General features: G+C 31.5%; 26 protein-coding genes, 1 tRNA gene and 1 pseudogene. 24 read left to right on the top strand and 4 right to left on the bottom strand.

Annotation, left to right across the window (positions count from 1 at the left end; translation table 11 throughout):
• Positions 1 to 21 precede the first annotated feature (21 nt).
• The 7 genes from pnuC (at position 22) to QHG34_RS09395 (ending at position 7,310) form a co-directional block, all read left to right on the top strand.
• Positions 22 to 705: a nicotinamide riboside transporter PnuC gene (gene pnuC / locus QHG34_RS09425; RefSeq protein WP_282629923.1), complete on the top strand. Its 684-nt coding sequence runs from the start codon at positions 22 to 24 to the stop codon at positions 703 to 705.
• 66 nt (positions 706 to 771) lie between these two features.
• Entirely contained in the window at positions 772 to 1,476 is a 705-nt protein-coding gene (locus QHG34_RS09420; RefSeq protein ID WP_282629922.1) for a Bax inhibitor-1/YccA family protein, read from the top strand.
• Between the two features lie 71 nt (positions 1,477 to 1,547).
• The gene (locus QHG34_RS09415) at positions 1,548 to 2,264 is read left to right on the top strand and encodes an LOG family protein (RefSeq protein WP_282629921.1); all 717 of its coding nucleotides are present in this window, start codon (positions 1,548 to 1,550) and stop codon (positions 2,262 to 2,264) included.
• Between the two features lie 133 nt (positions 2,265 to 2,397).
• On the top strand, positions 2,398 to 3,417 hold the full coding sequence (locus QHG34_RS09410; RefSeq protein WP_282629920.1) for a LacI family DNA-binding transcriptional regulator: 1,020 nt from the start codon (positions 2,398 to 2,400) through the stop codon (positions 3,415 to 3,417).
• Between the two features lie 93 nt (positions 3,418 to 3,510).
• Positions 3,511 to 4,890 carry an alpha-amylase family glycosyl hydrolase gene (locus QHG34_RS09405; RefSeq protein ID WP_282629919.1) on the top strand — a complete coding sequence of 460 codons (1,380 nt, stop codon included), beginning with the start codon at positions 3,511 to 3,513 and terminating at the stop codon, positions 4,888 to 4,890.
• A gap of 87 nt (positions 4,891 to 4,977) precedes the next feature.
• Positions 4,978 to 5,580 carry a PepSY-like domain-containing protein gene (locus QHG34_RS09400; protein ID WP_282629918.1) on the top strand — a complete coding sequence of 201 codons (603 nt, stop codon included), beginning with the start codon at positions 4,978 to 4,980 and terminating at the stop codon, positions 5,578 to 5,580.
• Between the two features lie 128 nt (positions 5,581 to 5,708).
• On the top strand, positions 5,709 to 7,310 hold the full coding sequence (locus tag QHG34_RS09395) for a class I SAM-dependent methyltransferase (RefSeq protein WP_282629917.1): 1,602 nt from the start codon (positions 5,709 to 5,711) through the stop codon (positions 7,308 to 7,310).
• A 61-nt stretch (positions 7,311 to 7,371) separates the two neighbouring features.
• Here the strand turns inward: QHG34_RS09395 and QHG34_RS09390 are convergent, their stop codons facing one another.
• Positions 7,372 to 8,727: an orotate phosphoribosyltransferase gene (locus QHG34_RS09390; RefSeq protein WP_282629916.1), complete on the bottom strand. Its 1,356-nt coding sequence runs from the start codon at positions 8,725 to 8,727 to the stop codon at positions 7,372 to 7,374.
• 269 nt (positions 8,728 to 8,996) lie between these two features.
• Between QHG34_RS09390 and QHG34_RS09385 the strand changes: the two genes are divergently transcribed.
• From QHG34_RS09385 to QHG34_RS09320, 14 genes are all read left to right on the top strand, one after another.
• The gene (locus QHG34_RS09385; protein WP_282629915.1) at positions 8,997 to 10,115 is read left to right on the top strand and encodes a C1 family peptidase; all 1,119 of its coding nucleotides are present in this window, start codon (positions 8,997 to 8,999) and stop codon (positions 10,113 to 10,115) included.
• Between the two features lie 12 nt (positions 10,116 to 10,127).
• The gene (gene nadA, locus QHG34_RS09380) at positions 10,128 to 11,132 is read left to right on the top strand and encodes a quinolinate synthase NadA (protein WP_282629914.1); all 1,005 of its coding nucleotides are present in this window, start codon (positions 10,128 to 10,130) and stop codon (positions 11,130 to 11,132) included.
• Complete coding sequence (gene nadB, locus QHG34_RS09375; RefSeq protein WP_282629913.1) at positions 11,132 to 12,697, top strand: L-aspartate oxidase; 1,566 nt, start codon at positions 11,132 to 11,134, stop codon at positions 12,695 to 12,697. The genes nadA and nadB overlap by 1 nt, the downstream gene beginning before the upstream one ends.
• Positions 12,698 to 12,832: 135 nt before the next feature.
• Positions 12,833 to 13,555, top strand: coding sequence for a hypothetical protein (locus QHG34_RS09370; RefSeq protein WP_282629912.1), 723 nt, complete (start codon positions 12,833 to 12,835; stop codon positions 13,553 to 13,555).
• Positions 13,556 to 13,561: 6 nt separating this feature from the next.
• The gene (nadC, locus tag QHG34_RS09365) at positions 13,562 to 14,422 is read left to right on the top strand and encodes a carboxylating nicotinate-nucleotide diphosphorylase (protein ID WP_282629911.1); all 861 of its coding nucleotides are present in this window, start codon (positions 13,562 to 13,564) and stop codon (positions 14,420 to 14,422) included.
• A 474-nt stretch (positions 14,423 to 14,896) separates the two neighbouring features.
• Positions 14,897 to 17,416 carry a TonB-dependent receptor gene (locus QHG34_RS09360; RefSeq protein ID WP_282629910.1) on the top strand — a complete coding sequence of 840 codons (2,520 nt, stop codon included), beginning with the start codon at positions 14,897 to 14,899 and terminating at the stop codon, positions 17,414 to 17,416.
• Between the two features lie 90 nt (positions 17,417 to 17,506).
• Positions 17,507 to 18,463 carry a S66 peptidase family protein gene (locus QHG34_RS09355; protein WP_282629909.1) on the top strand — a complete coding sequence of 319 codons (957 nt, stop codon included), beginning with the start codon at positions 17,507 to 17,509 and terminating at the stop codon, positions 18,461 to 18,463.
• Positions 18,450 to 19,085 (top strand): uracil phosphoribosyltransferase, encoded by a 636-nt coding sequence (upp, locus tag QHG34_RS09350; RefSeq protein ID WP_282629908.1) that lies wholly within the window; start codon positions 18,450 to 18,452, stop codon positions 19,083 to 19,085. The genes QHG34_RS09355 and upp overlap by 14 nt, the downstream gene beginning before the upstream one ends.
• Positions 19,086 to 19,094: 9 nt before the next feature.
• Entirely contained in the window at positions 19,095 to 19,460 is a 366-nt protein-coding gene (locus QHG34_RS09345) for a YraN family protein (protein WP_282629907.1), read from the top strand.
• Between the two features lie 9 nt (positions 19,461 to 19,469).
• On the top strand, positions 19,470 to 20,147 hold the full coding sequence (locus QHG34_RS09340) for a DedA family protein (RefSeq protein WP_282629906.1): 678 nt from the start codon (positions 19,470 to 19,472) through the stop codon (positions 20,145 to 20,147).
• 44 nt (positions 20,148 to 20,191) lie between these two features.
• Positions 20,192 to 20,836, top strand: a complete 645-nt coding sequence (locus QHG34_RS09335) for a DedA family protein (protein WP_282629905.1) — start codon at positions 20,192 to 20,194, stop codon at positions 20,834 to 20,836.
• Positions 20,836 to 21,435, top strand: coding sequence for a hypothetical protein (locus QHG34_RS09330; RefSeq protein ID WP_282629904.1), 600 nt, complete (start codon positions 20,836 to 20,838; stop codon positions 21,433 to 21,435). The genes QHG34_RS09335 and QHG34_RS09330 overlap by 1 nt, the downstream gene beginning before the upstream one ends.
• Positions 21,436 to 21,483: 48 nt before the next feature.
• Positions 21,484 to 22,005 (top strand): DUF4833 domain-containing protein, encoded by a 522-nt coding sequence (locus QHG34_RS09325; RefSeq protein ID WP_282629903.1) that lies wholly within the window; start codon positions 21,484 to 21,486, stop codon positions 22,003 to 22,005.
• 44 nt (positions 22,006 to 22,049) lie between these two features.
• Positions 22,050 to 23,168 carry a GNAT family N-acetyltransferase gene (locus tag QHG34_RS09320; protein ID WP_282629902.1) on the top strand — a complete coding sequence of 373 codons (1,119 nt, stop codon included), beginning with the start codon at positions 22,050 to 22,052 and terminating at the stop codon, positions 23,166 to 23,168.
• A gap of 111 nt (positions 23,169 to 23,279) precedes the next feature.
• Here the strand turns inward: QHG34_RS09320 and QHG34_RS09315 are convergent.
• Positions 23,280 to 23,462: pseudogene (locus QHG34_RS09315) on the bottom strand (CsbD family protein); the annotation flags it as partial.
• Positions 23,463 to 23,816: 354 nt separating this feature from the next.
• Positions 23,817 to 23,898, bottom strand: a tRNA-Leu gene (locus tag QHG34_RS09310).
• A 117-nt stretch (positions 23,899 to 24,015) separates the two neighbouring features.
• Here QHG34_RS09310 and QHG34_RS09305 point away from each other — a divergent pair.
• The 3 genes from QHG34_RS09305 to QHG34_RS09295 all read left to right on the top strand — a co-directional run bounded on the left by QHG34_RS09305 (position 24,016) and on the right by QHG34_RS09295 (position 25,535).
• Positions 24,016 to 24,387 carry a DUF3127 domain-containing protein gene (locus QHG34_RS09305; protein ID WP_282629901.1) on the top strand — a complete coding sequence of 124 codons (372 nt, stop codon included), beginning with the start codon at positions 24,016 to 24,018 and terminating at the stop codon, positions 24,385 to 24,387.
• 104 nt (positions 24,388 to 24,491) lie between these two features.
• Positions 24,492 to 25,124, top strand: a complete 633-nt coding sequence (gene aat, locus QHG34_RS09300; protein WP_282629900.1) for a leucyl/phenylalanyl-tRNA--protein transferase — start codon at positions 24,492 to 24,494, stop codon at positions 25,122 to 25,124.
• Positions 25,125 to 25,139: 15 nt separating this feature from the next.
• Positions 25,140 to 25,535: a DUF1398 domain-containing protein gene (locus QHG34_RS09295; protein ID WP_282629899.1), complete on the top strand. Its 396-nt coding sequence runs from the start codon at positions 25,140 to 25,142 to the stop codon at positions 25,533 to 25,535.
• Positions 25,536 to 25,567: 32 nt separating this feature from the next.
• Here QHG34_RS09295 and QHG34_RS09290 read toward each other — a convergent pair whose 3' ends face one another.
• On the bottom strand, positions 25,568 to 26,338 hold the full coding sequence (locus QHG34_RS09290) for a DUF3108 domain-containing protein (RefSeq protein ID WP_282629898.1): 771 nt from the start codon (positions 26,336 to 26,338) through the stop codon (positions 25,568 to 25,570).
• Positions 26,339 to 26,415: the final 77 nt, after the last annotated feature.

Below are 26,415 nucleotides of genomic sequence, written 5' to 3'. Positions count from 1 at the left end.
CTCACAACTCACAACTTAACAATGAACGATTTTATTGATTATATCCTTGCGCCTTACAAAACCTATTCTACACTGAATATCTTGCTTGAAATAATAGCAACTTTGTTCGGAATTATTTCCGTTTATTATACCTACAAACGTAATATTTGGGTTTATCCAACTACGATTATTTCGACATTTATTTTCATTTATTTATTTTTTAATTGGGGATTATATGGCGAAACCATTATCAATATTTACTATACTTCGATGGCAATTTATGGTTGGATTTTGTGGCAAAAAAATCTTGAAGCAGATCATAAACATGTTGATGTTTCGTGGGCAACGAAAAAAGAATATTTGTACGCGACATTACTTTTCGCATTGAGTTTTCTCTTTATTTTGACGATTTATTATTTCCGTCCAGTCATTCAAAATGGTTTTGATTTCAGTTTTATCAATCAGTGTAAATTGCATTATACCAAAATTGATTTTGTAGATGCATCTACAACCGCAATCTTTTTGATTGGTATGTGGATGATGGCGAGAAGAAAAATTGACAATTGGTATTTCTGGATTATCGGTGATTTAATCATGATTCCATTAATGATTTATAAAGGAGCAGTCATCACTTCGGTGCAATATATTGTCTTGTTGATTTTATCAATAATTGGATTAAAAGATTGGATAAAATCAGTCAAAAATTCACAGAAAATAGTGAGTTAAGAAATAATTTTAAATTAGTATTTTAGCATTATAATTAAAATCATCTAACTTAATAATAAATAGACTATGGAAAATCAACAAGTATATCATCAAAATCAATTGGTTGCCGAAGCAACAAGTGCAGAGAGAGCAACGTTTTATAAACACACTTACGGACATGTTGCAGGTGGAGTTTTAGTATTTGTATTGATCGAATCATTGCTTCTAAAATCAGATGCTTTGGTTAATTTTATGTTGAGTTTAACACAAGGATATCTTTGGCTTATTTTATTAGCTGGTTTTATGGGAGTTACTTGGGTCGCACAAAAAATGGCGTACGGATCAGTTTCTAAATCACAACAATATTTAGGATACTTATTATATATTATTGCAGAAGCATTTATTTTTATTCCGTTATTAGCAATTGCATTAAATTATGGCGGAACTTTTGTTATCAAACAAGCAGCAGTTGTAACAGGCGGATTATTTATTGGTTTATCAGCAATTGTATTTTTAACAAAAGCAGATTTCTCTATTTTACGTGGAGCTTTAACAATCGGATTCTTTTTAGCACTTGGATTGATTATTGCAGGAATGTTATTCGGGTTCGATTTAGGATTATGGTTCTCAGTAGGAATGTGTGCTTTAGCTGGTGGAGCAATTTTGTATAACACTCACCAACTAAAATATGAATTCGGAACACAACAATATGTAGCAGCGGCATTATCGTTATTTGCTTCATTAATGTTATTGTTCTGGTATATTTTGAGAATTTTTATGAGTAGAGATTAATCATTAAGAAACAATAAAATTTGTATATTGAACCGTAACATTGTTGTTGCGGTTTTTTTATTTAAAATACTATGACAGATAAAGAAAAAGAAGACGATAGAATAAAATCGCCGTTTCGACCAAAAGATTGGAACGAGATTAGAATTAATGATTCTTGGGCATTGTTCAAGATTATGGCAGAGTTTGTAAATGGTTACGAAGTAATGTCGAAAATTGGACCTTGTGTGTCTATTTTTGGTTCGGCTCGTACTTCTCAAGATCATCCATATTATAAATTAGCAGAAGATATTGCTTATCAATTAACTAAAATTGGTTTTGGTGTAATTACTGGCGGAGGTCCTGCAATTATGGAAGCTGCAAACAAAGGAGCTCAAAAAGGAGGAGGAACATCTGTTGGATTGGGAATTTCTTTACCTTTTGAAACTTCTCTTAACAAATACATCGACCGAGAATACGAAATTAATTTTGATTATTTCTTCGCGCGTAAAGTAATGTTTGTTAAATATTCGCAAGGATTTATCGGAATGCCAGGTGGTTTCGGAACATTGGACGAGTTATTTGAAGCAATGACATTGGTGCAAACCAAAAAAACGGGACGTTTTCCGATTGTATTAGTCGGAACCGAATATTGGTCTGGCTTAATTGATTGGATTAAACAAACAGTTTTGACAGAAGGTTATATTTCTGAGAAAGATTTAGATCTTTTCCGAATTGTAGACACAGCTGAAGAAGCGGTTGCTCACATTCAGAATTTTTACGAAAAATACAATATCAAGCTTAATTTTTAAACGAATAAAATATAATTGTCCAAATTTTAATGAAGTCGTTTAATTACTAAAGTAAAATACATTATTTGCTTTTATAAAGTAAGTTTTATACAATTTTATAAGTAATTTTAGCTACTTGAAGTATTGAGTTTTTATGAGGAAAAATTTGACATTAAAACATATTGCACAAGAACTAAATGTGTCCATTTCTACGGTTTCTAAAGCATTGAATAATAGTAGTGAAATAAGTAAAGCTACTCGTCAAAAAATACAAGCTTTTGCTAAATTATATAATTACAAGCCGAATAGTATTGCGTTAAGTTTAAAGAATCGAAAATCAAAAACGATTGCTGTAATCATTCCAGAAATTATTCATGACTTTTTTGCTAATGTTATCAATGGAATAGAGTATTTAGCAAACGATTTGGGTTATAATGTGTTAATATGTTTGTCTAACGAATCTTATGAGCGAGAAGTTATTAATATGGAAATGCTTGCAGCAGGAAGTATTGATGGTTTCGTTATTTCGCTATCAAAGGAAACTCAAGCCAAAAAAGATTATCATCATATCAAAGAAATTATCAATCAAGGAATGCCTGTTGTAATGTTTGATCGCGTAACGCGCGAAGTTTATACAGACAAAGTAATTATTGATGATGTACTTGCAACGCAAGAAGCAATACAATATTTTATTAGTAAAGGAAGAAAAAAAATAGGATTCATTACAACTCCAGATTATATAAGTGTAGGACGTTTGCGTACAGAAGGTTACAAAAAAACACTAGAAGTAAACGGAATTGAAGTTGATGAAAATCTAATTTTACGTATTGAGGACGAAAGTAAGATGGATGTAATGATTGATGAGTTTTTTGAGAACAATGAATTTGATGCAATTATGGCTGTAAACGAATTGTATGCTGTAAATGTATTAAGAAATGCCTTGAAAAGAGGAATTAAAGTTCCAGAAGATCTTTTCTTAATTGCTTTTACAGATGGTGTGATTTCTAAAAACTCAATTCCAAGTATTTCGACAGTAAAGCAGAATGCTTTTAAAATGGGAGAAATTGCTGCTCGACTTTTGATTAAAAAACTTGAATCAGAAAATGAGCACGAACATTATATTACAGAAGTTATCGGGACAGAGCTTTTACATAGAGAAACGACAATTCCATAATCCTTGTTTTTTCGTTTGAGTAAGAGTTATTTTAAATAATGGCACGATTCTTTTATTACTTATATAGATAGTTGATTGGTTAACAGAAGATTTATGATGAAAAATATAGTTGTCTTTACAGTTTTAGGAACTTTATTCTTGATGAGTTGTACAAACAAACAAGAAACAAAATCAGAAGAAGTAAAATCAGAATTAAAAGAACAAGGTATTTTACCGTTTACTGCGGAGATGGCAGAAACTTCTGTTGTATATGAAGTTAATATTCGTCAATTTTCTCCAGAAGGAAATTTTGCAGCAGTAACCAAAGAGATTTCTAATATCAAAAAATTAGGAGTCAAAATTCTTAGGATAATGCCAATTTATCCAATCGGAGAAAATGGAAAAGAAGGTTTAGGATCTTATTACTCGATTAAAGACTTTAGAGGAATTAATCCAGCTTTCGGAAATGCAGAAGATTTCAAAAAGTTGGTAGATGAAGCGCACAAAAATGGTATGTATGTTATTTTAGATTGGGTTTCTCATCAAACATCTTTAGATCATGTCTGGGTTACACAGCATCCTGATTGGTATAAATTAGATAAAAAAGGTAAGCCAATTTCTACATCAAATTATAAAGATGTTGTAACTCTAAATTTTGATAACAAAGAAATGAGGAGTCAGCTGATTTCTGAAATGAAGTTTTGGTTAGAAAATTTTAAAGTTGATGGTTTCAATTGCTATAAAGCAGATGAGGTTCCTGTTGATTTTTGGAATGAGGCAAAACCTCAATTAGCAAAATCTCGTGAAATTTTTATGTTAGGAGAAACAGAGAAATCAGAACTTTTAGTAAATGCTTTTGATGTAGCATATGGATCACAATTATATCATATTATGAATGATATTGCGAAAGGCAAGAAAAACGTTTCGGCTATTGATACATATATGAAATCTACTTCAGAAAAATGGCAAGCAGATGATTATAGATTGTTATTTACGTCTAATGATTATGAAAATTCTTGGAAAGGAACAGAATATGAAAGAATGGGAAATGCTGTAGAAGTTTTTACAGCTTTGACCTATACTTTACCAGGGATTCCGATGATTTATAATGGACAAGAAGAAGATTTTAATCGACGTTTAAAGTTTGATGCTAAAGATTCAATTGATCGTAATCCAACGGCTAAAATGCGTGGTGTTTATGAGAAATTAGGTGAACTTAAAATCACAAATGAAGCATTTAATGGTGCTAAAAAAGCTGCATCATATGAAAGACTTAAAACTTCTGATGATCAATCAATTTTGGCATTCAAACGAAAAAAAGCTGCGAAAGAAGCATATTTTATAGCTAATTTATCCAAAACGACTACAGATATTACAGTTCCTATTCATGGACTTTACAAGAATTTTATGAATAATGAAGAAGTGACATTTGATGAAACAACAAAACTGAAATTAAAACCTTGGGAATATCTAATTTTAGTTCAGAAATATTAAAAGATAAAATCTTAAAAGTCGGTTAAATTTTAATCGGCTTTTTTGTTGTGGTATAATGCTTGATATTTTTTCTCGAAATCAACAATTATGAGAAAAATAGTATTAATAGCCGCAAGTCTCTCACTTTTTACTTTTTATTCGTGTGAGTCTAAAAAAGAAACAACAACTTCAACAGAAATTAGCAAAACTGAATTACCAGAAGATGCTTTGGTTTCAGAAAATGATATTGCAGATTCTTCACAGACACCTCAAGATTCTTACGTAGTTTTAGACGATAAAGGAAAACAGAAAACAGAGAAATTAGACGCAAACGAAAAGCTGATTTCGGGGAATGAATTACCAGTCGCAGCTCAAAATTTTATTGCTCAGAATTTAGGAAATGTAAAGTTTCTACATAGTTTAAAAGAAACAGAGCGTACGACTTCTACTTATAAAATTCAATTAGAAAATGGAATTAAAGTTGAGTTTTCTGAAAACGGAGAATGGAAAGAAGTAAAGAGTGAACTGAATAATCCAATTCCGACTGAGTTTATACCAAAATCAATTGTAGAGTATATCGGAAAAAGTTATCCTAAAGTAGGAATAGAGAAAATAGAAAAAGATCAGAAAGAAATAAAAGTAGAATTGTTACAACACAATTCGCCTACATTAAAGTTTGATTTAAACGGAAATTTCGTCGCAAAAAGCTAATTCAATTACATATAAACCATTCATGATTTGAGTGGTTTTTTTTATGAAAAATAATTCAAATTTTAGAATTTCATTCACGTATTTGTATTGCAATATTCAATATATTTATAATAGAAAAATAAACCTAAATGGATAAAAAATATTTGAGATCGTTAATTTTCAGACATCTTGATGGTTTGGTTACTGCTCCAGTTTTAAATGCGTTAGCGAGCAAAGGTGTGTTGCACTATATTGTTGAACATAAATCGATGATGATCGATGAATTGACAAAAGAATTTCAATCAAACGAAGGTTATCTAAATGTAGCTTTGCGTGTTTTGGCATCGCAAAATATGCTTGAATATTCTGTGAACAACGAAAGCAATACAGTAGAAATACAGACCAATAAATATTCTGATAGAGCATTTACAAATATTGATATTTACCAGGATTTAGCTAATTTTTTAGCTGAAGATGAAGTGTTGAAGCAACATGATTTTTCGGATGAGTTTTGTAAAAAGTGGGTAAAACTATTTGACAAGTATAAAACCTATTTAATGACTGCTGAGGATGAAGAATTTCTGGAGAAACCACTTCATTATCAAATTACCAAACATATCGAAGGTGTTTTAGTAGGACCAATTATTGTCCGAATGGGAATGAGTGGTTTATTTCATAAATATTTTATGGAAGCATCATTCAATCCAGATGAATTTCATAAAAATCCTCAAGCTTTTGAAAAAGTTTTAGAGCGTTTAGCAGAATTAGGCTGGTTTACAAGACAGGAAAAGAATTATAAATTTACAGAAGAAGGATTGTTTTTTGCTCGTAGAGCAACTTCTTATGGAGTAACGGTTTCTTATTTACCAATGTTTGCAAAGCTGAATGATTTGCTTTTTGGTTCACCAACCAAACTTCGTGAAATTGCTGAAGGTGAAGATGAGCAACATGTAAATAGAGAAATGAACGTTTGGGGTAGTGGCGGTGCGCATTCAACCTATTTTAAAGTGGTAGATGAGTTTATCATTGATATCTTTAATCGTCCGTTAGAAGAACAACCCAAAGGTATTTTGGACATGGGATGTGGCAATGGTGCGCTTTTGCAACATTTGTATGATGTTATCGAAAGACAAACGCTGAGAGGAAAACATTTGGACGATTATCCATTGTTTTTAGTTGGTGCAGATTATAATCAGGCGGCGCTAAAAGTGACTCGTGCAAATTTGATTAAAAATGATATTTGGGCTAAAGTAATTTGGGGAGATATTGGCGATCCAGATCGTTTAGCAGATGATTTGAAGAATGATTATTCTATTGAATTGAGTGATTTATTAAATATTAGAACATTTTTAGACCATAACCGTATTTGGGAAGATGTAAAAGATGTAGAAACATCTAAAATAAGTACTTCAACCGGAGCTTTTGCTTTTAGAGGAGAACGTTTATCAAATAACGATGTGGAGCAAAACTTATTAAATCATCTCAAAAAATGGTCGCCTTATGTAGGTAAATTTGGATTGTTGTTAATAGAGTTACATACTATTATACCAGAATTAACAGCAAAAAATTTAGGAGAAACTCCAGCAACAGCTTATGATGCAACGCATGGTTTTTCTGATCAATATATTGTTGAAGTTGATGTTTTTCACCGCATTTGTCAAGAAACAGGTTTAATTCCAGATCATTCATTGTTTAAAAAATATCCGAACAATGAATTAGCTACAGTAAGTATTAATCTTTTGAAGAAATAATTATAGAAACAAAAAATCCACTCTTTTGAGTGGATTTTTTTATTAAAATTTTGTTTAAATCTTAGTTATTCAAACTTTGTAGGTAAGAAACCCAACCTAAAGTTTGGTATTCTTTTGCTGCAGTTTTTACATCAACAGCTTTGTAAATTCCACGACCAACAATCATAAAATCTGTGTGGTAATTTTTGAAAACTAATTCTGGCGTATTGTACTGTTGTCCTTTGCTATCTCCAGTTGAAGAAATATTAACACCAGGTGTAAACAATAACAAGTTATCCGGAACTTGGCGTTGTGCAACAGCTCCCAAAACATTACCAGATTGTTCTGATACATTAATTGCTTTTGTAAAGTAATAATCATCAGTCAATGTTCCTTTCGAAGACATTTCAACAATTGTGATAACTCCTGTATTTTCGAAAACTTTCAACGATTCTAAACCTCCAATTGGATGAACAGTTACTAAATCTGCCCAATCAGAAATTTTGTAAATCGATTTCTTAAATTGTAATTCTTGCGTATTTCCGATATCACCAAATTTGCGATCTTCGAATAATAAGAATTCTTTTTCACGCGCGATTTTTTTCAACTCAACAATTAAGTTATCCGAAAAATCTTGAATAATATCTGAGTGTAATTTTAACGCAACAATATGATCACCAACTTTTTTAGCGAAATCTGTAATTTCTTCAGAAGTAATTAAATCTGCAGAAGCAATTAAGTTAGATTGTTTTTTCAATGCTAATTCAACCAAACGTTTTCCAACTGGATGTACAATTTTTTTGTTCTCCAATGCAATACGTTGTTTTGCAGGAACTGCTTCTGGCGGTAAAGCTAAAAAGTCTTTGATTTTTTTCGCTTCAGCATCGCTCAAACGGTGATATTTATGTAAAATATCGATTACCTCGTGAATTGTAAATAACGTTTTCACATTGTAACCTTGTTCTTTCAATTTTTCAGAACCACCTTGCGCACGATCCAAAACAACAACCAAATCTTTTACACGTAAACCTTCGCGCTCAACTTGATCAATTGTTTCTAACAAAGATTGTCCAGAAGTAATTACATCTTCTACCAAAAGACAAGATTGTCCTTCTGCAAAAACACCTTCTACCATACGTTTAGTACCGTAACCTTTGTTTTCTTTACGTTTGATAATCAAAGGAATATTCGATGTTAAACTCATTGTAGTCGCCATCGGCAAAGCTGCATAAGGCACACCACAAATCAAGTCGTATTCTACATCTTCAACTAAATCTAATAAGTTATTTGCTAAAGTTTTTAGTAATTGTGGACTCGAAGCTAAAGGTCTTAAATCGACATAGAAAGGAGATTCTATACCACTTTTTAAAGTAAAATTTCCAAATTTTATAATTCCCAGCTCGTAAGCTTTCAATAAAAAATCTTCTCTTGGTTGCATTTGCGTAATGTTTGAGCAAAGTTAATAGGTTTTTGAGTCATTTATGGCATTTTCACGAAAATTAATTTTAAGATGAATAAAAATTGAATATTTATACTAATTTGATTTATAATTTGTTCGAATACTGAAATTTTATACTGAATGCAGAATCCAGTAATGTTAAAAACTTGTAATAATTCGTAATTCTAAAATCGTAATTCTAAACTTCCTCCATCTTTCGTTAAAAACCTCATAAAATAATTTTACTTTTGAAATCTATACAAACACAAATGAAAAAATATATATTCGGAGCATTTGCTTTAGTTAGCTTTTTAGCAACCGCTCAAGAAACACCTTTCAAATTCAAAGAATTAGTTAATAATTCTGCACTTCCTATTATTTCGCAAGGAAAAACAGGAACTTGTTGGTCATTTTCGACAACTTCTTTTTTAGAATCGGAAGTGAAACGTTTGACAGGAAAAGATGTCGATTTATCGGAAATGTATAATGTGCGTTTTACTTATCCTGTAAAAGCGTATAATTATGTATATCGCCAAGGAAAAGCTCAATTTAGCGAAGGTGGTTTGTCGCATGATGTTTTAAATTCGGTTCGTAAAAATGGATTAGTTCCAAACGAAGTTTATGCAGGTTTTGCGAATGGAACAGATGTGAAACATAACCACGAAATGTTGGTAAAGGATTTGAAAGTTGGATTAGATTCGATTGTAAAAAATCCTAAAAAATATTTAACAGCAGATTGGAAATCAAAATTTGATCAAAAATTGAATGATAAATTAGGTGTTCCTCCGACAAAATTCAAATTCGAAGGAAAAGAATATACACCGCAAGAATTTGCAAAATTTCTGAAAATTAATCCAGATGATTATGTAACCTTAACATCTTTTCAGCAAGCGCCATATTATTCGCAATTTATTTTACAAGTGCCAGATAATTTCTCAAATGGTTCATATTATAATTTACCGTTAGATGAATACATGAAAGTTTTGGATGAAGCATTATATAAAGGATACACAGCGGCTTTTGATACAGATGTTTCGGAAAAAACATTTTCTAAAAAATATGGAATGGCAATATGGCCTTCAGAAGGTTTAGAATCAGATTATTTTGTTCAGATTTTACCTGAAAAATGGGTTTCTGCTGATGAACGTCAAAAAGGTTTCGAAGATTATTCGACAGAAGATGACCATTTAATGCATATTACGGGAATTTTGAATGATCAATTGGGAAATCAATATTATGATGTTAAAAATTCTTGGGGAACAACAGATTTAGGAAATAATGGTCATATTTATATGTCGAAACCTTTTTTCAGAATGAAGTCAATTGCTTTTACAGTGCACAAAGATGCATTGTCAAAAGAAGTGAAAAAGCAATTAGGTATAAAATAAAAACACTCACAAATGAATACATTAGAACAAGCGATAGAAAAATTAGATTATAGAGGTTATTTGGATGTAGAAATTCCAAAAGGAACCGATTTAATTGCTGAAATTAACAAATTACGCAAAGAGAAAAATGCAGTGATTTTGGCGCATTATTATCAATCTGGAGAAATTCAGGATTTAGCCGATTATTTGGGCGATTCGTTACAATTAGCGCGTGCTGCTGCAAAAACAGATGCTGATATGATTGTTTTTTGTGGTGTTCATTTTATGGCTGAAGCTGCAAAAATTGTTAATCCAACCAAAAAAGTTGTTTTACCTGATACAAAAGCAGGTTGTTCTTTGGCTGATTCATGTTCAGCAGAAGGTTTGCGTGGTTTGCGTGAGCAACATCCAAATGCAATTGTGGTAAGTTATATCAATTGTGATGCAGGTGTTAAAGCCGAATCAGATATTATTGTGACTTCTTCGAATGCAGAAGCAATTATTAATTCGTTGCCAGAAGATCAAGAAATTATTTTTGCACCAGATCGTAATTTAGGACGATACTTAAATCAAGTTTGTAATCGTAAAATGATTTTGTGGGACGGAGCTTGTATGGTGCACGAAGCGTTTTCATTAGAAAGAATTGCACAACAAATGGCAGATCATCCAAATGCGAAATTAATTGCGCATCCAGAAGCGCAAGAGGATTTATTGAAGTTTGCGCATTTCATTGGTTCAACTTCTCGTTTGTTAGATTATGTGGTAGAAAATGATGCCCAAGAATTTATTGTGGCAACGGAAGAAGGAATTTTGCACGAAATGGCAAAACTTGCTCCGAATAAAACATTAATTCCAGCATTAGTTCAAGATGAATCATGTAATTGTTCTGAATGTTTTTACATGAAATTATCAACATTAGAAAAATTATATCTGTGCATGAAATATGAATTGCCAGAAATACAAATCGAAGAAGAGTTACGTGTTAAAGCGTTAGCTGCAATTAATAGAATGTTAGAATTATCTGAAAAAATAAAATAATGGCGATTCAAGATGTTTTAGTAATCGGTTCTGGTATTGCTGGGCTTTCTTACGCTTTAAAAATTGCCATTCGTTATCCAGATGCTAAAATTACAATTGTAACAAAAGCCAACGAAGACGAAACAAATACCAAATACGCACAAGGCGGAGTTGCGGTTGTGAGCGATTTTGAGAAAGATAGTTTTGAGAAACATATCGAGGATACGCTTCGTGCAGGAGATGGTTTGTGTAAGTTAGAGGCTGTTGAGGTTGTCGTAAAAGAAGCGCCAGAACGCATTAATGAAATTATAAATTGGGGTGTTCGTTTCGACAAAAATCACGATGGTATTTATGATTTAGGTAGAGAAGGTGGTCATACCGAAAATAGAATTGTTCATCATAAAGATATTACGGGTTGGGAAATTGAACGTGCCATGTTAGAGACCATCAAAACTTATCCAAATATCACGATGCTAACGCATCATTTTGTGGTAGATTTAATTACTGAGCATCATCTTCGTCAAGATAAAACAGATAAAACAACATGCTATGGCGCTTATATTTTAGATTTAAAATCTGAAAAAGTAGAACGTCATTTAGCCAAAATAACGTTGCTTGCAACGGGAGGGGTTGGGCATGTTTATAAAAATACAACCAATCCAATTATTGCGACTGGCGATGGAATTGGTTTGGCTCGTCGTGCGCATGCCTCGGTTTCTAATATGCAATTTATTCAATTTCATCCTACTGCTTTTTACAGTGAGTTTGATGGACAGCTATTTTTGATTTCGGAAGCTGTTCGTGGTTTTGGAGCAAAATTGCGAACAAAAGATGGCGAATTGTTTATGCATAAATATGATGAGCGTGAAGAGTTAGCTTCGCGAGATATTGTGGCGCGAGCAATTGATAATGAAATGAAATTGCGTGGTGATGATTATGTTTACATTGATTGTCGTCATTTAGACAAAGAAAAATTCTTTGAACATTTCCCTAATATTTACGAAAAATGTAAATCCGAAGGATATGATATGTTTACAGAATTGGTTCCTGTTGTGCCAGCTTCGCATTATTTATGTGGAGGAATTGATGTTGATTTAGATGGAAAAACTTCCATTGATAATTTATTTGCAGTTGGCGAATGTTCTAATACTGGTTTGCATGGTGCAAATCGTTTGGCGTCAAATTCGTTGTTAGAGGCAATGGTTTTTGGACATCGTGCAGCATTAAAAACGGTTGATAAATTAGAGAAAAATCATTTCAGAATTTATGATTTCAATTTCCCAGAATGGAATGCTGAAGGAATGAAAGTACAAGAAGAATTAGTTTTGATTTCGTATTTGCGTAAACAATTACAAGCGATGATGAGCGAATTGGTCGGGATTGTACGTAGTAATTCTCGTTTGGATATTGCGCAACAACGTATCAATGAAATTGAAAAAATGGTCAAAGAGATTTACAATTTCTCTATTATTTCTCCAAAGTTGTTAGAATTGAGAAACTTGGTTGATGTGGCGCAATTAATTATTCAGCAAAGTATCAATCAAAAAGAAAATCGTGGAACTTTTTACAACAAAGATTTTAAATAAATGAAGAGTTTTTTTCTGTTCGTAACATGTTTTTTTTCGTCTTTGAGTTTTGCTCAAACTAAATCGAGTATTAAGAAAATGCCTGTTTATTTTGGGTGTGAGACTTTTACTGAGAATAAAGATCTTGTATCATGTATGAATAAGAATCTGAATCAAGATGTGCAATCTCAAATCGCTTTCTTTTCTAATATTGCAGATTATTTGCATATAGAATCGGCTCAATCTAAATTAAATTTTGCGATAAGTAAAGAAGGTAGTTTTACCAATTTATCTACAGATGGAGCAAATCCTATTTTTAATAGTGTTGCGATGTCGAGTATTATTTTGATGCAGAATAAGATGGATCGTAATAAACTACATATTACTCCTGGTAAAGATGATAAAAATGAACCAACAGATGTTTATCTTAACTTACCTGTTCGTTATGAGTCAGCAGAAACGAACAACGACTTCAATCAATTTCCATCAGAAAATCGTGTTTTGTTTACTTTACAAACCGACGAAGAAGCAATAGAAGTAAGAATAGATAAAGAATTTAATTTAACAACTTACGGACACAAAGATGAACGCGAATACTATTTAGGGAAATACTCTAATTTATTCGAGATGGCTTCTGTAGAACCTTATGCAACTGCTTTTGACAAAGCGTTCAAATCTGGAGTTATAGATATTACAAAAGGTAAAATTGATGATAAAGAGTATGTTTTGCAGATTAAAAATTTCTTCGAAAACGATCCTTCAGTTCAAGTATTAATTACCGTTTTTAGGATAGAAAATGGATCTTGGGCTGAGTATCATGAATTCAAAACCAAAAAAGAATTTAATCAATCAATATTTTCTCAATTAACTTATAGATAATTAAAAATGGATTTTCCACAATATATCACACACGAAAAACTACAACAATTTATTCGTCAGGCTTTTTTAGAAGATGTTGGCGATGGCGATCATTCTACATTAGCTTCAGTTCCGTATGATGCAATTCAGGAAGCTGAACTAAAAGTAAAAGATAACGGAATAATTGCTGGAATAGAATTAGCTAAAATAATTTTTGCCACTTTTGATCCGTCTTTAACTGTTACGACCTATAAAAATGATGGTGATAAAGTACAGTTTGGAGATATCGCCTTCAAAATTAAAGGATCTTCACAGTCTATTTTAACTTGCGAACGTTTAGCACTTAATTGTATGCAGCGTATGTCAGGAATTGCTACTTATGCGCATGAAATGATGGAGTTGGTAAAAGGAACGAATGCAAAGATTTTGGATACAAGAAAAACGACACCAAATTTCCGTATGTTAGAAAAATGGGCGGTTAAAATAGGTGGAGCAGAAAATCATCGTTTTGGATTATATGATATGGTGATGTTGAAAGATAATCACGTTGATTTTTGTGGAAATATCACAAAGGCTGTTGCGCAAACCAAAGACTATTTGTCAAAACATCATTTACATCTAAAAATAGAAGTGGAAACACGAAATATGGACGAGGTTAAAGAAGCACTTGCAGCTAATGTAGACTTTATCATGTTAGATAATTTTGATCTAGAAACGATGAAAGAAGCCGTTCTTTATATTAATGGACAAACAAAAACCGAAGCGTCGGGTGGAATTACAAAAGATTCTGTTCGTGAGATTGCCGAAACGGGTGTAGATTTTATTTCGTCAGGAGCAATTATTCATTCAGCTCCAAACTTTGATTTGAGTCTAAAAGCGATTAAATAGATGTTTTTCTTTAACATTTGTAGATGAATTATTAAATTATCATTTATATAATATTGTATTAAAGAGCTTATTTTGATTAAGCTCTTTTTTATTTGTTGGCTGTAATTGATTATTTTATTGTAAATTAATTCGTTGATTATATACGAAACTTATTAAAACTGATTCTAAATAGTTGAATAAAATTCGTTATTTTAAAATTTATTAGAAAAATCATCTTTTAAAAACCTCTTTTAATGTTAAAATTTAACGTATTATTAATGTTTATTTTCAATAAAATGTTAAAGAAAAATTTAAATTTTGTAAAAAGAAGTCTTTAATATTGCGTTATTTGTATTATTAAGTAATTAAAATAGATAAATTGACAATTATAAGAAGAGTTGTTAACTAAATTTTTAAAATTTTACGATAATTTAACAATAATCTCATTTAAAGTGTAGAAATTTGCGTCAGTAAACTTTTAAACTATTTCAAGAGATGAGGTTAAACTCAGTAAAGCTTTTATTGGTAGGAGCTTTTGCCTTAACGGCATCATTATCTTTCGCTCAAGTTGTTGAACCAACAGATTCTACAAAGGTTGAACAAGAGCAAGAAAACGTAAACTTAAGCGAGACATTAATTATTGGTAAAGGTGTAATCGATGTTGCAGAAAATCGTAAGACTCCTGTTGCATCTACAGTTATTACTCGTGAAGAGATCCTTGATAAAGGAGTTGGGAATGTTGAGTTTCCTGAATTATTAAAAAATTCACCATCTATTTATGTTGCAGATCAAGCCTCAGGTTTTGGTGATGCAAAAATGTATATGAGAGGTTTTGATCAATCAAACACTGCATTTTTATTGAATGGGCAACCTATCAATGGAATGGATAACGGAAGTTTATATTGGTCAAACTGGCAATCAGTTTCTGATATTGCAAATGTAATTGATTCTCAACGTGGTTTAGGATCGTCTAAATTAGCAATTTCTTCAGTTGGTGGAACTGTGAATATTGTAACAAAAGCAACTGATAAAAAAGAAGGTGGTTTTGTACGTTATTTAACAGGAAATGATTCTTACCAAAAACAAACAATTGGTTATAATACAGGTATGAAAGGTAAGTGGGGAGCTTCTTTCATGTTTGATAACTGGTCTGCTCACAGAAGTTTTGCACGTGGTACAGAAGGTAAAGGACAATCTTACTTTGTTTCTGTTGGATTTAAGCCAAACGAACGTCATACATTTAACTTTATGATTTTTGGTGCTCCACAAGAACACGGTCAGAATTTTTCTAAACCAATGGATACTCAATACCGTAACATTAAAGTAAATGGAGTTAATAAAAGTATTATTGCTACTCCAGGTTATGATATTACAGGTCGTTTAGGAAACTCTAATTACGGTTTCTATAATGGTGAGGCTTTATCTGCTAGAACAAATTATTATCACAAGCCAGTTGCTAACTTAAACTGGGATTTTGCGATTAATGAAAACTTATCTTTATCTACAGTAATTTATGCATCTACTGGTACTGGTGGAGGTGTTGGTACTTTAGGTAACGGACCTGGATATACTGATGGTGGTTATAAAGCAAACGGAGAGATTGATTGGGATGTATTAGCTACAATGAATAAAGGCTTAACAAACGGAATTTCTAATGGAAATAACGGTACTGTTTTAGCATCTTCTGTTAACAATCACTTCTGGTATGGAGGAGTTTCTAACTTAACATTCGATACAAAGAAAGGATTAACGTTCAATGTAGGTACTGATATTCGTTTTTACGAAGGTGAACACTATCAGCAATTAAATAATTTATTAGGAGCTTCTGGTCGTGCTGCATCTAATGTACAACGTTCAAAAGATTATGTAGTTGACAAAACATTTAGCTCAAGCCCTTGGAATTCTTTATTCAATAAAGCTAAACACAGCGAAAGAATAGGATTTGATAATTCAGAAAGAATTAACTATCAAGGTTTCTTTGGACAAGCTGAATACTCAAACGAATTGTTCTCAGCATTCTTCCAAGGTGCTTTATCTTGGCAAGAGTATGAAAAATATGATAACTGGAACTATACTGCAGAATCTGCAGAAAAACAAGGTATCAAATTTAAAAACGGTAAAGCTTATTCAGGTGAGCGCACAGAAATTGGTTATAATTTAAAAGCTGGTTTCTCTATTAATTTAAATAAAGAAAATAGCGTTTTTGTTAATGGAGGTAAATACTCTCGTCAACCATATTTAAATAATATGTTTGTACGTAATACAGTTACTTTTGTTGAGCCAACAGTTAAAAACGAAGAAATTCAAAGTATTGAAGCTGGTTACCGTTACAAAACTCGTACATTAAGAGTTAATATTAATGCATATTATACTGAATGGGATAATAGAGCTGATACTTATAATGATAAAGATTTTACAGACTCTAATAATCAAATTCACAAAAATGTACGTTACTTATTAAATAATTTATCTCAAGTACACAAAGGTTTAGAGGTAGATTTTGATGCTAAAGTAACACGTGATTGGACAATTAGAGGTTATGCGTCTGCAGGAGATTGGAGATACCAAGGAGATTTTACTTACCAAGTTCAAGATACTGATACACAAGAAATTGTTGCAGGTACAGAGAACGGAAAAGGTAACTTAGACGGTGTAAGAGTTGGTAATGCTGCTCAATTTACATTTGGTATGGGTACTAAAGTAAAAGTAACAAAAGCTTTATCTTTTGATACAGACTTTAATTACTACGCTCGTTTATACGAAAACGTAAATGTTGCTGATGTTGCAAAGGCAAATATCAAAGGAGATAAATACAAAAATGCAAGTATTAACCCATTTGCAACTGTAGATTTAGGAATGTCGTATAACTTCAAGATTACAAATAGTCAGTCTATTAAATTTAGAGGTAACATCAAAAACTTATTCAATGATCAATACATTTCTCGTAAAGATAACTACGGTTACTTCTGGGGGAATGGAAGAACTTGGAATGCAGGTGTAACTTACAATTTCTAAAGAAACATTTTTCATTATCATAACAAAAAGACGAACGCTTGTAGTTCGTCTTTTTTTTGTTTTTAACTTTACATAAATTTTATAGAAATAATGATTCAACCCGATTTTCTAAAAGAAGGTGATAAAATAGCAATAGTTGCCCCAGCAAAACGAATGCTACAAGGCGAATTAGATGAAGCAATAGAGTTGATAAAATCTTGGAAATTGATTCCAGTTCTTGGGGAAAATATTTATGCGGAATACGATTTTGGCTACAAATACGCAGGAACAGATGAGTTAAGAACCGAAGATTTTCAGTGGGCTTTAGATGATCCTGAAATAAAAGCAGTTTGGTGTGCGCGTGGAGGATATGGTTCAGTCAAAATTATTGACGATTTGGATTTAACTAAATTCAAAAAAACACCAAAATGGATTATTGGTTATTCTGATATTACCGTTTTTCACAATCATTTTAATCGATTAGGATTTCAGACTTTGCACGGCGTTACAGCGAAGAAATTAGCAAATACTGAATATCATCCATCATCTTACCAAAGTGTTTACGAAGCGTTGTTTGGGAATGAGCTTAATTACGAAATTCAAACACATTCATACAATAATTTAGGCGAAGCAGAAGGAGAATTAGTTGGAGGAAATCTTTCAATCGTATATTCACTTTTGGGTAGCGAATCTGCAATAATAAATCCTTCGGATAAGATTTTATTTTTAGAAGATTGGTTCGAGAATTGGTACGCAGTCGACCGAATGTTAATGAACCTGAAACGTAACGGGATTCTTACTCAAGTAAAAGGAATTATCCTCGGAAGTTTTACTCACATGGATACTGAAGAAGAAAATGCTGAAAACTACAATCTTCCATTTGATCCAAAAACCTATGAAGTCATTCATAGTTTTACAAAAACCTTAAATATTCCGGTAGCTTTTGGTTTTCCTGCAGGACATACAGGGCATAATATTTCTTTAAAAATGGGTGCGAAAGTTCAGCTTAATGTAACCTCAAAAAATGTAACTTTGCAACATTATACAAACAAATATGAAAACAGATAATTTAAACGTCATCAATCACCCATTAGTGAAAGCTAAAATCACTCAAATGCGTGATAAAAATACGACAACGAAAGAATTTGGAGAATTAGTTGACGAAATTTCTGGCTTAATGTGTTATGAAATTACGCGTAATCTTGAGTTAGAAGAAATTGAAGTTGAAACGCCAATTACTAAAACAATCGGTTTTAAAATCAAAGGAAATGATATGGCTATCGTTCCTATTTTACGTGCCGGATTGGGAATGGTAAAAGGAATTCATCAATTAATTCCGACAGCTAAAGTTGGTCATATTGGACTTTATCGTGACCATGATACGTTACAACCTGTTGAGTATTTGTGTAAATTGCCAACAGATTTAGATTCTCGCGATGTAATTTTGGTTGATCCAATGTTAGCAACTGGAGGTTCTGCGATTAAAGCAATCGAAATTTTGAAAGATAGAGGAGCAAAATCTGTTCGTTTAGCTTGTTTAGTAGGTTGCCCAGAAGGAGTGGAAGCAGTACAAAATGTTTACCCAGAAGTTCCAATTTTCTTAGCAGCTTTAGACGAAAAGTTAGACGAAAACGGTTACATTGTTCCAGGTTTAGGAGATGCTGGAGATCGTTTGTACGGAACAAAATAAGACATAAGTGTGAGTACGAGCTACGATTTTGGTAAAGAAGCAGAAGAATTTGCAGCGAATTATCTTATCCAAAATGGGTATAAAATATTGGCAAGAAATTACTTTTTTCGAAAAGCTGAAATTGATATCATTGCTCAGTACGAAAATGAAATTGTTATTATAGAAGTAAAAAGTCGAACTTCAAATTATATTTCTCAACCAGAAGAAGCAGTTAATGTAAAGAAAAAGAAATTGTTAATTCTTGCTGCAGATGATTTTATTCAGAAAAATAATTTTATTTCTGAAGTAAGATTTGATATTTTAGCACTTTTAAAAAAACAACAATCTTGGAGCGTAAATCATATCAAAAATGCTTTTGATGCTTCAGAAATTTAATCAACTTTTATGGAAGTATTTATGAGTCTTTTTGACTTTATTATGCATATCGACCAGCATTTAGCAGAGTTTGCTAACGAATATGGTTTGTGGCTTTATGCAATTTTATTTTTAATCATTTTCGTGGAAACAGGTGTGGTTGTGATGCCATTTTTACCTGGTGATTCACTATTGTTTGCGGCAGGTATGTTAGCTGCGCAAGAAACAAATGATATGAATGTATGGATTATGATTGCAATTCTTTTGGTAGCCGCCATACTCGGTGATACGTTGAATTATACAATCGGTAAGAAAGTTGGTTATAAAGCAACTAAAGTGAAGATTTTTGGTAAAAATTTCATCCAAGAAGAACATATCAATAAAACGCACGAATTCTACGAAAAATACGGTTCTAAAACGATTGTAATTGCTCGTTTTGTACCAATTGTACGTACTTTAGCACCTTTCGTTGCGGGTATCGGACGTATGGGATACTCTATTTTTATCACTTATAATGTGATCGGAGCTATTTTATGGGTTGTTGGTTTAACACTTATTGGATACTTTTTAGGAAATATAGAATGGGTGCAAAACAATTTTTCTAAAGTAATTTTAGGAATCACAATTGCCTCAGTTCTTCCAATTGTAATAGAAGTAATAAAAGAAAAGTTCGGCAAAAAAAAGATAGCTGAACAAGAACAAGAATAAAAATTTAACTCGACTTCGGTCGAGTTTTTTTATACCTTTAAATCATGGAAATTTTAGATTACATACTACATATCGATAAATATTTAGAAACCATTTTGAACGAATATCAAAATTGGTTTTATTTAATTTTATTTCTCTTAATTTTTATCGAAACAGGTTTGGTTGTCATGCCTTTTTTACCTGGCGATTCGCTTTTATTTGCGGCAGGTATGTTGGCTGCTGCATTTCCAGATCAACTTAATATTTACATCGTTTTAGCATTGCTTTGGGTTGCAGCGATTGCAGGAGATACAGTCAATTATACGATTGGGAAAACCTTAGGAACGAAATTAGTTACAGCCAAAATTTTCGGAAGACGAATCATTCAAGATTCTGCTATTCAGAAAACCGAAGATTTCTTTACAAAATATGGCTCTAAAACAATTGTCATCGCTCGTTTTGTTCCGATTGTAAGAACGCTTGCGCCTTTTGTTGCAGGAATTTCTAAAATGCATTATGGTACATTTATCAAATACAATTTTTTAGGTGGAACAATTTGGGTTATCGGAATAACATTAGCTGGCTATTTTTTAGGAACAATTCCATTTATCAAAAACAATTTCGAAATTGTTGTCATGGCAATTATTGTTTTTTCTTTAGTTCCGATTATTGTAGAATTTATCAAAGAAAAAAGTAAGCGAAAAGTATAATGAGTACAGAAAATATAATTGTACTCTCCCTACTTTTTTGCATTATATTTCTACCTATTTTACTATTAATAATATCTTCCCAAAGAGAGAATAAACACATTGATGATGAAGTTTTAAGATTAAAAATTGGATTTTTAGATTACTTCTCTATCATCAATTCGTTGATGTTTTTCGGGTTAAGTTTAGTTTTTTTATTTATCTCTTTTACAATGTTATTTGGAAGTTTTTCTTTGACTAATTTTTTAGTTGGAATTGTCGCTTTATTTTTTGGAACTATTTTTATTTTCCCACTTCTTAACTCGTATAATCATTATTGGAAAGAGTCTAAAAGAGCGATTTATTACAATAGAAAAGAAAATTATTTATTAATTAAAGAAAAAGAGATTGTCAAAAAGATTGATTTAAATGATTCAGCTCTTCAAATTGAACATATTACTTTCAAGAATTGGAAAAGATCAAATTCATTTCATAGCAAATACATATTTGTTAAGGATGATGAAAAAATAGAAGTTTCAGATTTAATCAAATTTCCGCAAGATTTTTTTGATCAAAATGATATAATTCAAGTCAAATTGACTAAAATTTTTATCTGGATTTAAGGTTTTAGCCTAAAAATTTCATAACTTTTAAAAATTAAACATATTGTTATGAAATATTTTTTTTACACCTATTTTTTACTTTTTTCTTTTATTGTGAATGCTCAAGAAGGCTATCCGGTACCACCAAAATCGGAGAATAGATTATTTTACATTCAACACAACGAGAATAAAAATACATTTGTTTACGATGCTGTTTTTGCGAGTAAAGGTGTTTTAGATGATTCTGATCCAGTTGATATTTACCGCATTTTATATGCTGAGAATGGAGAAAAAAAACCGCTTTCTTCTATTCAGAGAAAGTTAGCGTATGGATTGAATGTTAAAAAAATAGAAAAAAATGTCTACGAGTTAACTCTTGTATCTTATCCAAATCAAAAATTAACATTGAAATTAAATTCGAGTCACAAGCCTATTGTACAAACAACGGTTAACAATAAACTGATGACGTTGAATAGAGTTTTTCTGAAACAGAAAAAAGGAACAACAGGAATTTCGGTAAAATTAGATTACATCATGTTTTACGGGAAAGACAAAAATGGCAAATCTGTACAAGAGAAAATTGCTCTCTAAAATAAAACTTCATAAATTAGAGTAAGTCAAATTATAAAGAATATATGATTCAAATAAAAGAGGCGAAATCGGCTAAAGAAATGAAGCAATTTGTTGATTTACCTTTTGAAGTTTATAAAAACAATCCGTATTGGGTTCCTACGCTGAAAAAAGATGAATTAGCGTGTTTTGAACCTGATAATGCAATATTTAGAACGGTTGAAGCAAAGTTTTTCTTAGCCTATAAAAATAATGAAATCGTAGGACGAATTGTTTCGATTATCAACTGGACTGAAGTAAAAGATTTAGGGAAACCTAAAATTCGTTTCGGTTGGTTGATCTTTAAAGATGATATTAACATTTTAAAAGCGTTATTAACAACTGTTGAAAACATCGGAAAAGAAAAGCAATTAACTTATATAGAGGGTCCTATGGGATTTTCGAATATGGATAAAGCTGGGATGTTAACAGACGGATTTGATAAAATTGCAACATTAATTGGTTTGTATAATCCTGAATATTATCCGAATTACATTCAGCGTTTAGGATACAAACCAGAAGCAGAATGGCTAGAATACTCGATCGAGTTATCCAATCTTGGAAAAGTACAACAAATGGATAAATTATGCGAAATGTTGAAAAAACGTTACGAGATTGATACGTATCATTTTGCTTCTATCAAAGAAATGCTTCCGTATGTAGACGAAATGTTTGATTTGTTGAATGTTACTTATGCTGAATTGCAAAGCTTTGTTCCGATAGAGAAATTCCAAGTAGAACATTACAAAAAGAAATATCTAAAATTTATTCATCCAGATTTCATCTCATGTGTAAAAGATAAAAATGGTAAAATGATTGCGTTTGCAGTTACAATGCCGTCCTTTTCAAAAGCATTTCAAAAGACGAACGGAAAATTGTTGCCGTTTGGTTGGTGGCATTTAATGCAAGCTCAGAAGAAAAATGATCATGTTGAGTTTTATCTCATCGGAATTGATCCCCATTATCAAAATAAAGGCGTAAATGCATTAATTTTTAAAGAATTGTATGATCGATTTACAGCACGTGGCATAAAAACTTTAGAAACGAATCCACTTTTAGAGGAAAATCTAAAAATACAGCAATTGTGGAAAAACTTTGAACCAGTAATTCATAAACGACGAAAAACATTTAGTAAACCATTATAAAAAGGTTCGGAAATATTTCCGAACCTTTTTATTTTATATCTTTTGATAAAATTACGCTTGCGGCGTTTTTAAATCATCATTCTGATCTTGTGCTTCATCATCATTGTCTACCCAATTTCTGATTGTATCTTCAATTTCGTCAACCGTTTTTCCTGTTTTTTCTTGAATTTTTCCTACGATTTCATCAAATTTTCCGTTCAAAAAAGTATCATCGTTATCAAACCAATCACCAAATTTTTGTTTAACAGATCCTTTGATTTGATTCCATTTTCCTTCTAATTCTAATTTGTCCATAATTTTATTTTTTTAGTTAATAGATTGTCTATCGAATATACATTAAAAATAAAATGAGTGAGAAAAAGTTGTAATAAAGTATTGTTAAATAATAAGATGTAGAAAAAAAGGTAGCAGACAAACGTGAAATTATGCTTTATACAGCAAAAACGAGTATTAAGATAATAATCACTATTACAACAAGAATTAACTCTAAAAAAGGAATATTGCTTCCTCCAGATTTTAAATTTCTTTTTCTTTTAGAATACATAAACCAACCAATTTAAAGGTTAAATATAATCAATTCTTTGAAATATACTTAAAATGTAATTGAATAAAAAAAGGATTTAAACAATTTTGTTTAAATCCTTTTAGTACGGGCGGGGAGACTCGAACTCCCACACCTTGCGGCACTAGATCCTAAGTCTAGCGTGTCTACCAATTCCACCACGCCCGCATAAATCTAACCGATTTGGATTGCAAATATACACAAGTTTTCTTTCTAACAAAATTTCGAAATAAAATTTTTTTAATCTTTTTTTACACTTTAAATTTGCACAAAGCTTTTACAAAAATGGAAATTACAGGAAAAATCAAAAAAGTGTTTGAAACTCAAAATATTACTGCAAGTTTCAAGAAAAGAGAATTTGTTGTGACAACGCAAGAACAATATCCACAAGATATTTTAATTGAGCTTACACAAGATAAAACAGATGTATTGAACGCTTACAAACCTGGTGATGAAGTGAAAGTTTCTATCAATATTCGTGGTCGTGAGTGGGTTAATCCAGAAGGTGTAGCAAGATATTTCAATACAATTCAAGCATGGAGAATTGAGAATTTAGCAAATGCTGCTGCTCAAGCTCCTCAAGGATATGATAATTTTGCGCCAGCTCCTCCAGTAGATACTTTTTCTAACGGAGATGACGACGATTTACCATTCTAATTAAGAAAAAATCTAAGTTTGATACAAAACGTGTTCAGGATTGGACACGTTTTTTTAATTTTATCAATTAAAAATAAACTTATTTACAACACAAAAGCGATTGTATGTATTGGTTAAGTAACGATTTAGTCTTTCCTGATTACTCGGAAGTGAATAGTGAAGGAATTATAGCAATTGGAGGAGATCTTTCGGTAGAGCGCTTAAAATTGGCTTATCAGAAAGGGATTTTTCCGTGGTTTAATGAAGAAGATCCAATTATTTGGTGGTTTCCGCAAGATCGTTTTGTTCTTTTTCCAGAAAATTTACGTGTTTCTAAATCAATGAAAAAAGTTTTTAAAGATCAGCTTTTTACATTTACAGAAAATAAAGCGTTTCGTGAAGTTATTACAAATTGTTCGCAAGCGTACAGAAAAGATCAGGACGGAACGTGGATTACAACTGATATGATTGAAGCTTATTGTGAATTGAATAAACAAGGAATTGCAAAAAGTATAGAAGTTTGGCAGAATGACGAATTAGTGGGTGGTTTTTATGGCGTAGAAATGGGAACTATTTTTTGTGGAGAAAGTATGTTTGCAAAAGTAAGCAATGCTTCAAAAGCAGGATTCATACAATTTGTAGCAAAATACCATAAAAAGTACAAATTAATCGATTGTCAAGTTTATACTGAACATTTAGCGAGTTTGGGCGCTATTGAAATTCCGAGTGACGTTTTTTTGGAATATTTAGAACAATAGTCAACCAAAATAAAAATGAAAAAATTTACAGTTGCCGATATAGAGCAAGCACACGAGAAAGTAAAATCTGGAGCAGATTTTCCGAATTATATCAAAGAGATTAAGTTTTTAGGTGTTATCGCATTTGAGACTTGGGTGGTAGATAGTCATACCAATTATTTTGGAACAGATAATTTTGAAATAACTTCTGATGCGCAATACGATGATTTAATGATTGTAGATGATGTAAATATTGAAAAGTTTATAGCGTATCTAAAAATTCATCAAAATGGTGAAACAGATTATTTGATGTTTTGTAAACATTGTGCTGAAACTGGTGTAGAAAAATGGCTTGTTTCTATAGAAAATTATACGTGTACTTATTTTGACAAAAAAGGAAATACAATTTTAAATGAAAAAATCCCACATTAACAGTGGGATTTTAAATTATTATACGATCACAATTATTTTGTGAAGTTAATTGAATATTTTAGGTTTTTATATTCGTACAAATCTGCATTCAACGAACCAACCAATAATCCTGCTTTTATTTTCAGTGGCACTAAATTATCATCATCAGAAACCCACATCGTAACAGATTCTGATTCTTTAAAAATACGACCAGATTGTACATAAGGACGAATTTTGATAGTATTGATCTTACCAAATTTAGTTTTCAACGTTTCACGCCCCAAAATTTTTAATTTAAATTTTAAAGTTTCGTCCATCAAAAAGATGTTTTCGTTTAAGAAATCTCCTGTTTTTAATTTAGAATGATTTGCATTTCTCATACTATAAAAGGCAGAAAGTAAGTCTTGCGCATCAAACGGAATAGGTTCTGTTGTTGTTTTACCATCTCGTTTATTTTCAATTTTAGCTTTTTTATTCGCGTGATCAAAATAAACAATTTGATGACGTTTATAACTTCCTTCTACGATATTACGAACAAATTTTGTTGGTTTTAAATCTGATTTGTCGATATAAGATTCGTACAAATCATCTACCTTAAAAAATGCACGTACAGCACCGCTAGAATTTCCTTTTCCAACAATATGATAGTGGCTTTTTCCATTTAAGGTAACATCTTTCACATCAATTGTAGCAAAACCGGCATTTAATCCAGAATAATGAATTCTAAATTTTAGAAATTCGCCAGACTTATAATTTGTCTGCGCGCTAATTTTTATAGAGAATGTAAATAAGATTAAAGTAAAAAATAAGATGAATTTTTTCATTACATTTTTTTGTTTGATGGTTAAGATTCAAATTGTTTGCCAAAAATAATAAAACGTCTTTATAAATTGATATAAAG

Source organism: Empedobacter sedimenti, assembly GCF_030005555.1.
Classification (GTDB): Bacteria; Bacteroidota; Bacteroidia; order Flavobacteriales; family Weeksellaceae; genus Empedobacter; species Empedobacter sedimenti.
The sequence above is the reverse complement of the archived record's forward strand: the minus strand, read 5'-3'. Positions and strand labels throughout refer to the sequence as shown.

Coding starts and splice junctions, on each gene's coding strand:
- upp (WP_282629908.1), top strand. CDS start 18,450: ATGAAAACAGATAATTTAAACGTCATCAATCACCCATTAGTGAAAGCT.
- aat (WP_282629900.1), top strand. CDS start 24,492: ATGTATTGGTTAAGTAACGATTTAGTCTTTCCTGATTACTCGGAAGTG.
- QHG34_RS09420 (WP_282629922.1), top strand. CDS start 772: ATGGAAAATCAACAAGTATATCATCAAAATCAATTGGTTGCCGAAGCA.
- QHG34_RS09355 (WP_282629909.1), top strand. CDS start 17,507: ATGATTCAACCCGATTTTCTAAAAGAAGGTGATAAAATAGCAATAGTT.
- QHG34_RS09335 (WP_282629905.1), top strand. CDS start 20,192: ATGGAAATTTTAGATTACATACTACATATCGATAAATATTTAGAAACC.
- QHG34_RS09340 (WP_282629906.1), top strand. CDS start 19,470: ATGGAAGTATTTATGAGTCTTTTTGACTTTATTATGCATATCGACCAG.
- nadC (WP_282629911.1), top strand. CDS start 13,562: ATGGATTTTCCACAATATATCACACACGAAAAACTACAACAATTTATT.
- QHG34_RS09385 (WP_282629915.1), top strand. CDS start 8,997: ATGAAAAAATATATATTCGGAGCATTTGCTTTAGTTAGCTTTTTAGCA.
- QHG34_RS09415 (WP_282629921.1), top strand. CDS start 1,548: ATGACAGATAAAGAAAAAGAAGACGATAGAATAAAATCGCCGTTTCGA.
- QHG34_RS09360 (WP_282629910.1), top strand. CDS start 14,897: ATGAGGTTAAACTCAGTAAAGCTTTTATTGGTAGGAGCTTTTGCCTTA.
- QHG34_RS09410 (WP_282629920.1), top strand. CDS start 2,398: ATGAGGAAAAATTTGACATTAAAACATATTGCACAAGAACTAAATGTG.
- nadA (WP_282629914.1), top strand. CDS start 10,128: ATGAATACATTAGAACAAGCGATAGAAAAATTAGATTATAGAGGTTAT.
- QHG34_RS09390 (WP_282629916.1), bottom strand. CDS start 8,727: ATGCAACCAAGAGAAGATTTTTTATTGAAAGCTTACGAGCTGGGAATT.
- QHG34_RS09295 (WP_282629899.1), top strand. CDS start 25,140: ATGAAAAAATTTACAGTTGCCGATATAGAGCAAGCACACGAGAAAGTA.
- QHG34_RS09305 (WP_282629901.1), top strand. CDS start 24,016: ATGGAAATTACAGGAAAAATCAAAAAAGTGTTTGAAACTCAAAATATT.
- QHG34_RS09290 (WP_282629898.1), bottom strand. CDS start 26,338: ATGAAAAAATTCATCTTATTTTTTACTTTAATCTTATTTACATTCTCT.
- nadB (WP_282629913.1), top strand. CDS start 11,132: ATGGCGATTCAAGATGTTTTAGTAATCGGTTCTGGTATTGCTGGGCTT.
- QHG34_RS09330 (WP_282629904.1), top strand. CDS start 20,836: ATGAGTACAGAAAATATAATTGTACTCTCCCTACTTTTTTGCATTATA.
- QHG34_RS09370 (WP_282629912.1), top strand. CDS start 12,833: ATGAATAAGAATCTGAATCAAGATGTGCAATCTCAAATCGCTTTCTTT.
- QHG34_RS09405 (WP_282629919.1), top strand. CDS start 3,511: ATGATGAAAAATATAGTTGTCTTTACAGTTTTAGGAACTTTATTCTTG.
- QHG34_RS09400 (WP_282629918.1), top strand. CDS start 4,978: ATGAGAAAAATAGTATTAATAGCCGCAAGTCTCTCACTTTTTACTTTT.
- QHG34_RS09320 (WP_282629902.1), top strand. CDS start 22,050: ATGATTCAAATAAAAGAGGCGAAATCGGCTAAAGAAATGAAGCAATTT.
- pnuC (WP_282629923.1), top strand. CDS start 22: ATGAACGATTTTATTGATTATATCCTTGCGCCTTACAAAACCTATTCT.
- QHG34_RS09325 (WP_282629903.1), top strand. CDS start 21,484: ATGAAATATTTTTTTTACACCTATTTTTTACTTTTTTCTTTTATTGTG.
- QHG34_RS09395 (WP_282629917.1), top strand. CDS start 5,709: ATGGATAAAAAATATTTGAGATCGTTAATTTTCAGACATCTTGATGGT.